This is a genomic window from Microvirga zambiensis WSM3693, assembly GCF_016735695.1.
GTDB classification, from domain to species: Bacteria; Pseudomonadota; Alphaproteobacteria; order Rhizobiales; family Beijerinckiaceae; genus Microvirga; species Microvirga zambiensis.
Genome location: NZ_JAERQD010000122.1, coordinates 1 through 7,988, shown reverse-complemented (window position 1 = coordinate 7,988; position 7,988 = coordinate 1). Strand labels below are relative to the sequence as shown.

Here is a 7,988-nt window from a genome sequence, read left to right as displayed (position 1 = left end):
TGCAGAGCGCCGGTGGTCCGCTCTGGAAGCTTGGCAGCCGCCTCGGAAGCTCCAAAGCGAATTCGCCAGCAGTATCTAAACTGAAGCAAGACCAGAGAAAGGCTGCTTCATGAGCCTGGACCTATCGCGTGCTCCTGCTGATCGGAAATCGGCTCGACCGTCGCTCAACGAGCTTGGCCACCATCTACTGAATAGCCTGATCCGACAAGCCGAGCCGCAGCTTCGCCCGTCGGCATGTCACTGACCGTGATTGCGCTCGCTGCAAGGAAACGGCGTTCGTTTTTGGTCAGCGTTGCCGCATCCATTACCGCAAAATGTGGACCTTTGGAGCGCTTCATGATCTGTTGGGCGTAGGTGCGCAGCACCTGATCATCGAAGCGGCAGCCGACGAAGAAAAGGCCACGGTTGGGGCGCCATTCCTTCACCACGCCAGGGATCGGCGTCTGAATAGCGGTTTTGGTCAGGACTTCGACATAGTCGGAATCGGTGACGAGGAAGTTTGCGGCCGGCCTCATACTGACGTGACGCGTATGGCGAACTCTGTCTTTGCCGCTGATCCGGGTTCGAGTTCCCTTCCAGACAAATCGTAGGTTTTCGTCCAAATGTCGCCGATTTCCTTCGCCCGCGTGACGCCTTGTATCTCGACGTCCCTTCGGCCGGTTTCTGCCAGGGCCGCGCGCATGGCGCCATCGTACCAGCTGTCGACGATGAGGGACCGCGGCACGTTGCGAGCCAGCGTGGAGGACGGTCGGTGCCGCCGGCGCCGCCAATAGCTCGGCCATCCAAGCTTGAAGCGTCCGATGATGCCGGCGCTGTTCGATGAACTGCGCGACCGACCCCATATTGGTGCGGATCTTGGACGGGGCTGGCGCCCGCGTGTTGAGTGCCGCGGCGATGGCGTCCCGCGTGTGCGGTACAGGCGGTTCCGCGGAGCTGAGCCGCAGGAGCCCCGGGCCGAGATAGGGGGATGATCTCATCGGCGGCGAGCGCTTCCTTCAGCAGGTCAAGCCGCTTTTCGGCATCACTGTTTTGCATGATGAAGAGATGGCCCGAGGTCAGGATCGTGCTCATGCTCGCTTCCTCTTGCCGCTGTCATCCTGTCAACCCACAGCCTCAGTCCTCGTCGGAAATCTTCCTTGCCTCGACGGTGATCGGCAGACGCGTATCCCGCGGAAGGTCGGGCAGGACGAGCCGCCAGCCGTTCCTGAGCGTTATGGCCCCGCCCCACAAATCTTCATTCTCGACCTTGATGATCGGCTCTTCGAGATCCTTCTTGGGAACATACGCCGACAAGCCGGCGCCGGTCCTGCGGATCATGACCTTCATCTGGCTGTTCCTTCACTAGAACCAACCGTGGTTTGGGCACTGCAAGGAGACCCGACTTTGTCGAGGCTCATCAGTTCACCCGCGCGCATGCCGACGACGGTACCACGATCGACCCATTCGACCGCATAGATGTAGAACTGCTGGAGAAAGGTGCCGACGTCGCGCACATAACCGTCGTCGCCCTTTCGCACGAGGCTTTCGCCGATCTCCCTGCCAGGATAGGTGCCGTCATTCCTGATGTGGCGTGTGGCACGGACCCGCTCACCCGGCATGAATTGTGGAGGCTTGCGGATTTCAACCTCCTGTTCGCGTCTGAGGCCCATGGCCGTTCCTTTCTGGCCGCTGCAGGTTGTCAATAGGGAAGTTCAAGGCCTCCTTAGGAGGCGACCTCAACCGTGTCGGTAGCCAAATAGGAGGTCAGTCGGGAACGCAGGTCTTCGGCACCGGACAAACCGAGGCGCATTGCTGCGTATCGAAGGCCTCCTTGCATTCGGTGCACTTGTCTGGATCGATCACGTAGATCTCGCCCTCGAACTTGATCGCGCCGGAGGGACATTCGAATACGCAGGCCCCGCATTGGGTGCATTGGGATGCGATGATCTTGAAGGCCATTCTTCAACTCCTGTTTCGGTTGGTATGAGACGGCTCAGGCCATTGCCGCTAGAGGTTCGACCCCGAACTCGGCGGTGTAAAGCGCGCTGATTGCGGTCTCGATGTAGTCATAGCCATAAGCGTCCGTTGCTCGGATTCCGGCTCCCGTGAGCTGATCCTTGGGGCACTCTCCGATCTTGGCGCACAGCACGATGTCTATGCCTTCGAGCGCAGCGATGACGTCGTCGAGGGTGGCGTCCTCGCCCCAGCCGCCACGGCAATACTGCTCGACCTTGCGATGCCCGACGAAGCTGATCCCTCCCGGCGAGGCCTCATAAATCTGGAATTCCTTCGAATGGCCAAAGTGTTCATTGACGCGGCCGCCGCCCTTAGTCGCCACCGCCACGAGAAGCGAATTGCCGGAGCCCGCTGCCTTGACCATCTCGGTCGCCGCACTCTTAGCCGCCACGTGATCGCCACGCTCGCGCGCGACCACCTCCCGATAGGCCTCGCGCTTGCTGGCATCGTAGACGACCTCGCCGGGAATCTGGTCGAGCGTGAACTCCTGACCGCGATCCGCGCCGAGCAAGCCGACGGCATCGGCCCGGCACTGCCGGCAATGGCGCATCAACTTGGCGCCGCCTTCAAGACGGTCCTGGAGAGCCTTCAGCTCCATCGCATTTGGGCCGCGCTGCCCGGTCAGGCCGTAATACGCACCGTGTGCTGGGTCGGAAATCAGCGGCATGACGTTGTGCAGGAACGCGCCGCGCTCCTTGACCCATTTATTCACCTCGATCAGGTGCTCGTCGTTGACGCCGGGGATCATCACCGAATTGATCTTGGTAAGGATGCCGCGCGCGGTCAGCATCTCCAGGCCTAACATCTGCCGCTCGTGCAGGATCCGGGCGGCTTCGATGCCGGTGTAGCGGCGGTGGTCGTAAAAGATCCAAGGATAGATCCTTGCGCCGACTCCCGGGTCGACCATGTTGATGGTGATCGTCACGTGATCGACATTCATGTCGGCAAGCTCGGCGACATGGTCCGGCAGCGCGAGCCCATTGGTGGAGACGCACAGCTTGATGTCAGGGATTTCCCTGGCGACTTGTTCGAAGGTTGCCTTGGTCCTCTTCCAGTCGTAGCAGGCATCGCCCGGTCCGGCGATGCCGAGCACGGAAAGCTGCGGCACTTCATTGGCGACCACCATTACCTTGCGCAGCGCCTGCTCGGGCGTCAGCTTTTCCGAGACAACCCCAGGCCGGCTTTCGTTGGCGCAGTCATATTTGCGATTGCAATAGTTGCACTGGATGTTGCAGGCTGGGGCGACCGCGACGTGCATGCGGGCGAAATAGTGGTGCGCTTCCTCTGAAAAGCAGGGGTGATCCTTGATCTTCTCCCAGATAGCCGAATCCATGTCGTTCGGCTTTGCGGATGAGCCGCAGGATGAAGATGCGCAGCCACCGGATTTCGCGGTCGCCAGCAACTGGTCGAAGGATGTCGTGCTGGTCAGGCTCTCGAGCGAAATCATCGGTTCGGGCATCGAACGGTTCCATTGCTGGGTGAGTATCGCAGTTCAAAACGCAAGAGCGATGCCACCCCCAAAAAACGATTCAATTCAATATGTTGGCTTTTCGTGTCCGATTCTGTCGGTTTGCTCCGACACCATTTTGTCAGGCTTCCGACAATGGACAAGCGAATTGGGTTGCGAAAGGCGCCGCGTCTCAGACACATAGAGTGCCAAGAGGAGCATCTCCGGCCTGACGTGTGACGTCACCAGGACGTTTAGAACTTCTTCACCTCGATGCGATACCGGCGCAGAGCATAGCCGACCTGCCGCGGCGTGAGGCCGAGAATACGAGCCGCCTTGGCCTGAACCCAGCCGGCCTTCTCCATCGCGTCGATCAGCCGGTCGCGGTCCGCCAGACGCGGGCCCATTGCGGGCCAAGCGGGACCGTTCGGATCGCCGGCCTTGGCGGCCGGCACATCACACTCCGAAGCGCCGATGCGCCTGGCCGGCGGCGGCGATCCAACCGGCATCATGTTGCCCCGGGCGAGCGTGTCGATGGCCTTGCCGCCATGCGAACGGTCGGCGCCTTTCCAGAGGAGCGAAGAAAGGCACTGGCTGTTCTGGCAGGCGAAATCCGACGGAGCGATCGTGCTTGAACGTGCAAGTGTCGCCGTCCTTCGCACACAGTTTTCCAGCTCACGAATGTTACCAGGGAAGTCGCATTGCGAGAGCATCTCAAGCGCCGACGGCGCGAAGGCGAGCTCGCGATGGTTCTCCCTGTTGAACCGGTCGAGGAAGGCTTTCGCAAGGCGTGGAATATCGCCGGGTCGCTCTCTGAGCGGAGGCAGGACAATTGGCACCACATTGATGCGGTAGTAAAGGTCGGCCCTGAACTCCCCATTGACGACAGCCGTCTCGAGGTCCTTGTTGGTGGCGCATATCAGCCGGACGTCGACCTTTAGCGTCCTGGTGCCGCCGACGCGCTCCAGTTCACCTTCCTGCAAGACGCGCAACAGCTTGGCTTGAAAGGCAGGCGAAATCTCGCCGATTTCATCAAGTAGCAGGGTTCCGCCATGCGCCAGTTCGAAACGGCCGGCGCGCTGCGAGACAGCTCCGGTGAAGGCGCCCTTTTCATGCCCAAACAGCTCCGATTCCAGCGTGCTTTCAGGCAGCGCGGCGCAGTTCAATTTGACGAAAGGCTTCTTGCTCCGCAGTGAAAGCTTATGGATGGCCTGTGCAAAGACTTCCTTGCCGGTGCCGCTTTCACCCCGCAGAAGCACGGTGGTATTCGTCGGTGCCACGACCGAGACGGTTTCGAGCACCTGCTTGACTGCGGGACTTTCCCCGATAATCCAATCGACTTTGGCATGCGGATGCCGGGCGGGGCCGGTCCTCTCCTCGTTGAGCACTTTCTCCGGCCTCCGTTGCTCCTCGATAAGCCGCTGACCATCCATGCTCTGGATGCGATGGAGGCGGATGGTCTGGCCGACAAGGATGGCGACCATGGTCAGGAAGCGTACGTCCTCGTCGCAGCAGAAGCTGGCGGCATCGTCCCTGACGCGGTTGATCGACAATGTTCCAACGATATGATGCTCAGCCTTTACCGCGACACCAACAAAGGTAATTGGGATGGTGCCGCTGCTCGAAGTTGTTTGAAGGTCAACTTGAAACAGTTCGGACTTGCGGACATCCTGTATGACGAGCGGCGTCCCCGTAGTGACGATTTGGTCGATTACGGCTTGCGGTATGACGCTGCGAAAGCCTGATTGAGGTGGGTAGGTGTTGCCGCCATTTGCAGTAATCTGCGGCTCTCCTTTAGCGTCTAGGACGACGATTGCTCCATGAGCTATTTGCAGAACTGAGGAGAGGATGTTCACGACATTGACAAGCGTGATCTCCAGCGGGCCGGGCGTGGCCAGGACCTCAGATATTTCGTAAATAATGCTGAGCAAAATTTCCGCCTTGCGCATGGTTTTGGTGGGTGGTTCGGGCCGGGTGTTCCGAGGTCCGACTTCATCGACCCGATCCCGCAGCATGTAAGTTATGGAAACCCCTCAGGGCTTGTCCAGGGTGCTCCTCCCCAGCGCCTTTTAGCCGCCTTGTTGCACGGATGAGCGATTTGGCGGCCGAAGTGGCATGGCGTAGGGGACCGCGTCCTCCTGATCTCGGATCTCCACCATGCCGTTCAAGGCCGTTGATCGAGCGGATCATGTCGACTGCCGGCTGGAGTGTCTCGACGAAATCCTCGGGGTGCGGCTCGATGTTGAGTTGGATCCCTCCTCGCTCGAAGATCGGCACCAGCTCGTCCATGCTGTCCCAGAAGGCGGCTTCACAGATTTCCGTATGGCCGCCCGCACAGCAATTGTAAGAGGTGAAAGGCGAACTCGGCGCAGGCCCGCGGCCGAATTCCGAGTTCATGGTGTCACACTCGAGTTCCACCGCGATTCGAATCGCGTTCTTCCAGTAACGCATGGCCGCCAGTCGTTCGACCTGATGCGGGCTTGCCCAGCGGTACATCGGCAGCAGCGAGGCCAGTTTCACACCGCTGTCGCGCAACGCCTTTTTGGAGTCGCGGATACGCTCGGGAGAAACGCGGGGGTTGACCCACCAGTCGAGGAAATCCACTCGCAGGGACAGTTCGATGTATTCGTAGCCCGGTTCTGCGACGAACTGCGGCAGTTCCAGGAGAGGCACGGGGCGGCGCATGTAGGGATCGAGCGCAATCTTCATGTAGGCTCCTCCTCGATGCGTGGGTCTGTCGGGGGCGCTGGCCCCGCCCTTCATCAGTCGATGGCACACCCGCGTCGGCGCGGTCCATCTCTTCGCGATCTGCGCGGTTCCTCGACACCGGCACCTCGTGAGCCGAGGCAGGACCGCACGACAAGCGGATGGCATTTCCGGCGGGCTTTCATGCCCATCTGTGGTCATGGGAGGAGCGGCTCGTCCCATTGCGGGAGACGAAACCTTCGCTCGCATCCTGATCGGATCGAGGAGTACTGTTTCACCGTATGAGGACTTAGGTCCAGACTGGCCGACAGATGGTTGCAGGACCATCCGGAGTTCTCCTGCTCCCGAGCAGGGGGCTCCTATCGTAGGGCGGCCTATGGGATCTTGTCAGGCATTGGTCTTGCCTCCTGTGCCGTGGGCGTCCTTGAGCGCCCTCATTGACGAGGTTTGAAATCCCTACCAGTATGAAAGAAATCTTGCAATGAAAGCTGACAGTTTTCTTTCAAGAACTTTCATCGCTGCCCTGGGAAAGAATGAAAGAATCTGTCAAGGAGGGTCAGTTGAGCCGCCCTACCATCGCCGATGTGGCCAAGGTTGCCAATGTCAGCGTGTCAACGGTCGATCGTGTCCTGAGCGGCCGCCATCGCGTGCGGGAGGCAACCGCCCAACAGGTGCTACGTGCCGCAGAGGCCATCGGCTTCTATGGCACCGGGATGATCCGTCACCGCCTTAGGCGGGATCGGCCTACCCGCACCCTCGGCTTCCTCCTCCAGCAGCCGCAACGCTCGTTTTACAAAATGCTCGGGCAGGACCTGAAGGAGGCGACGGATGCCTCGACGACTATCAGGGGCCGGGCGGTGGTGAGGTTCCGGGACGACCTGGCGCCGGAGGTCGCCGCGGAACGCCTCCTCCAGCTTGGGCGGGACTGCGATGCCGTGGCGGTCGTCGCCGCAGATCACCCCAAGGTGACGCAGGCGATCGACACTCTGCACGGGGAAGGTGTGCCTGTATTCGCGCTCATTTCCGACCTCCCGGCGGCGAACCGTGCCGGTTACGTAGGGCTGGACAACTGGAAGGTCGGCGGCACCGCGGCTTGGTTCATCGCCAACATGTGCAGGACGCCGGGAAAGATCGGCGTCTATGTGGGGAGCCATCGCTTCCTGAGCCAAGATGTCAGCGAAATGCGCTTCCGTTCGTACTTCCGCGAACATGCGCCGGAGTTTCAGTTGCTCGAGTCCGTGGCAACCCTCGAGGACCCGCGCTACGCCTATGAAATCACCCTGGATTTGTCGCGGCGGATACCGGATCTGGTTGGCATTTACGTCGCCGGTGGCGGCATCACTGGCGTCATCCGAGCCTTGCGTGAGGACCCGAGCGCCTTATCCCGAAACCTTGTGGTGATCGGACGGGAACTGATACCTGAGACCATTGCCGGGATCGTTGATGGTGTGATCAATGTTGTCCTGTCGCATCCGAGGAGATTGTTGGCCGACACGCTGGTCGAGGCGATGGCGCAATCAACGATCAGCAACCAAGGCGGCAACATCGTGCAACGTGTCATTCCCTTCGAGATCTACATGGCCGAAAATGTTTGAGCCGGGGCGGCCAAGGCAGCCCGACATAGCACGGAGCCGGACATTGAGTGGCGTGCAGAGGGCGCATTAATGAGCGAACCCTAGACAGCGTCGTCTAGCAGCCCGTCGGACTTAGGGCCCCGGAGGGATATAGGCTAGCCCCAATACCGTTGACTTAGGGGGTGTTCCGGGCGGATCCTCGGGGTGGGGGCGTGCGAAGGAGGCCCCGATGGCCCGCACTGCGGCACGTCTGCCGGACGGCACCC

At 60.5% G+C, this 7,988-nt stretch carries 6 protein-coding genes and 2 pseudogenes; 1 reads left to right on the top strand and 7 read right to left on the bottom strand.

Features of this window, described 5'->3' with window-relative positions:
* Positions 1–164: 164 nt before the first annotated feature.
* The 7 genes and pseudogenes from JKL46_RS33505 to JKL46_RS33475 all read right to left on the bottom strand — a co-directional run.
* Positions 165–1,071: pseudogene (locus JKL46_RS33505) on the bottom strand (SIR2 family protein).
* A 42-nt stretch (positions 1,072–1,113) separates the two neighbouring features.
* A complete protein-coding gene (gene nifT / locus JKL46_RS33500) occupies positions 1,114–1,326 on the bottom strand; it encodes a putative nitrogen fixation protein NifT (protein ID WP_009489227.1) in 213 nt (70 codons plus the stop codon).
* On the bottom strand, positions 1,323–1,649 hold the full coding sequence (locus tag JKL46_RS33495; RefSeq protein WP_009489226.1) for a nitrogen fixation protein NifZ: 327 nt from the start codon (positions 1,647–1,649) through the stop codon (positions 1,323–1,325). The genes nifT and JKL46_RS33495 overlap by 4 nt, the downstream gene beginning before the upstream one ends.
* A 94-nt stretch (positions 1,650–1,743) precedes the next feature.
* A complete protein-coding gene (locus JKL46_RS33490; RefSeq protein WP_009489225.1) occupies positions 1,744–1,938 on the bottom strand; it encodes a 4Fe-4S binding protein in 195 nt (64 codons plus the stop codon).
* A gap of 34 nt (positions 1,939–1,972) precedes the next feature.
* Positions 1,973–3,454, bottom strand: coding sequence for a nitrogenase cofactor biosynthesis protein NifB (gene nifB / locus JKL46_RS33485; RefSeq protein ID WP_009489224.1), 1,482 nt, complete (start codon positions 3,452–3,454; stop codon positions 1,973–1,975).
* 242 nt (positions 3,455–3,696) lie between these two features.
* Entirely contained in the window at positions 3,697–5,457 is a 1,761-nt protein-coding gene (gene nifA, locus JKL46_RS33480) for a nif-specific transcriptional activator NifA (RefSeq protein WP_425493348.1), read from the bottom strand.
* 160 nt (positions 5,458–5,617) lie between these two features.
* Positions 5,618–6,151, bottom strand: a pseudogene (locus JKL46_RS33475) (sugar phosphate isomerase/epimerase family protein); the annotation flags it as partial.
* A 557-nt stretch (positions 6,152–6,708) separates the two neighbouring features.
* Here JKL46_RS33475 and JKL46_RS33470 point away from each other — a divergent pair.
* Complete coding sequence (locus JKL46_RS33470; protein WP_246529712.1) at positions 6,709–7,743, top strand: LacI family DNA-binding transcriptional regulator; 1,035 nt, start codon at positions 6,709–6,711, stop codon at positions 7,741–7,743.
* Positions 7,744–7,988: the final 245 nt, after the last annotated feature.

What these genes read in the sequence shown, in the direction of transcription:
- nifT (WP_009489227.1), bottom strand. Translation starts at nt 1,326, where the DNA reads ATGAAGGTCATGATCCGCAGGACCGGCGCCGGCTTGTCGGCGTATGTT.
- JKL46_RS33495 (WP_009489226.1), bottom strand. Translation starts at nt 1,649, where the DNA reads ATGGGCCTCAGACGCGAACAGGAGGTTGAAATCCGCAAGCCTCCACAA.
- JKL46_RS33490 (WP_009489225.1), bottom strand. Translation starts at nt 1,938, where the DNA reads ATGGCCTTCAAGATCATCGCATCCCAATGCACCCAATGCGGGGCCTGC.
- nifB (WP_009489224.1), bottom strand. Translation starts at nt 3,454, where the DNA reads ATGCCCGAACCGATGATTTCGCTCGAGAGCCTGACCAGCACGACATCC.
- nifA (WP_425493348.1), bottom strand. Translation starts at nt 5,457, where the DNA reads ATGCTGCGGGATCGGGTCGATGAAGTCGGACCTCGGAACACCCGGCCC.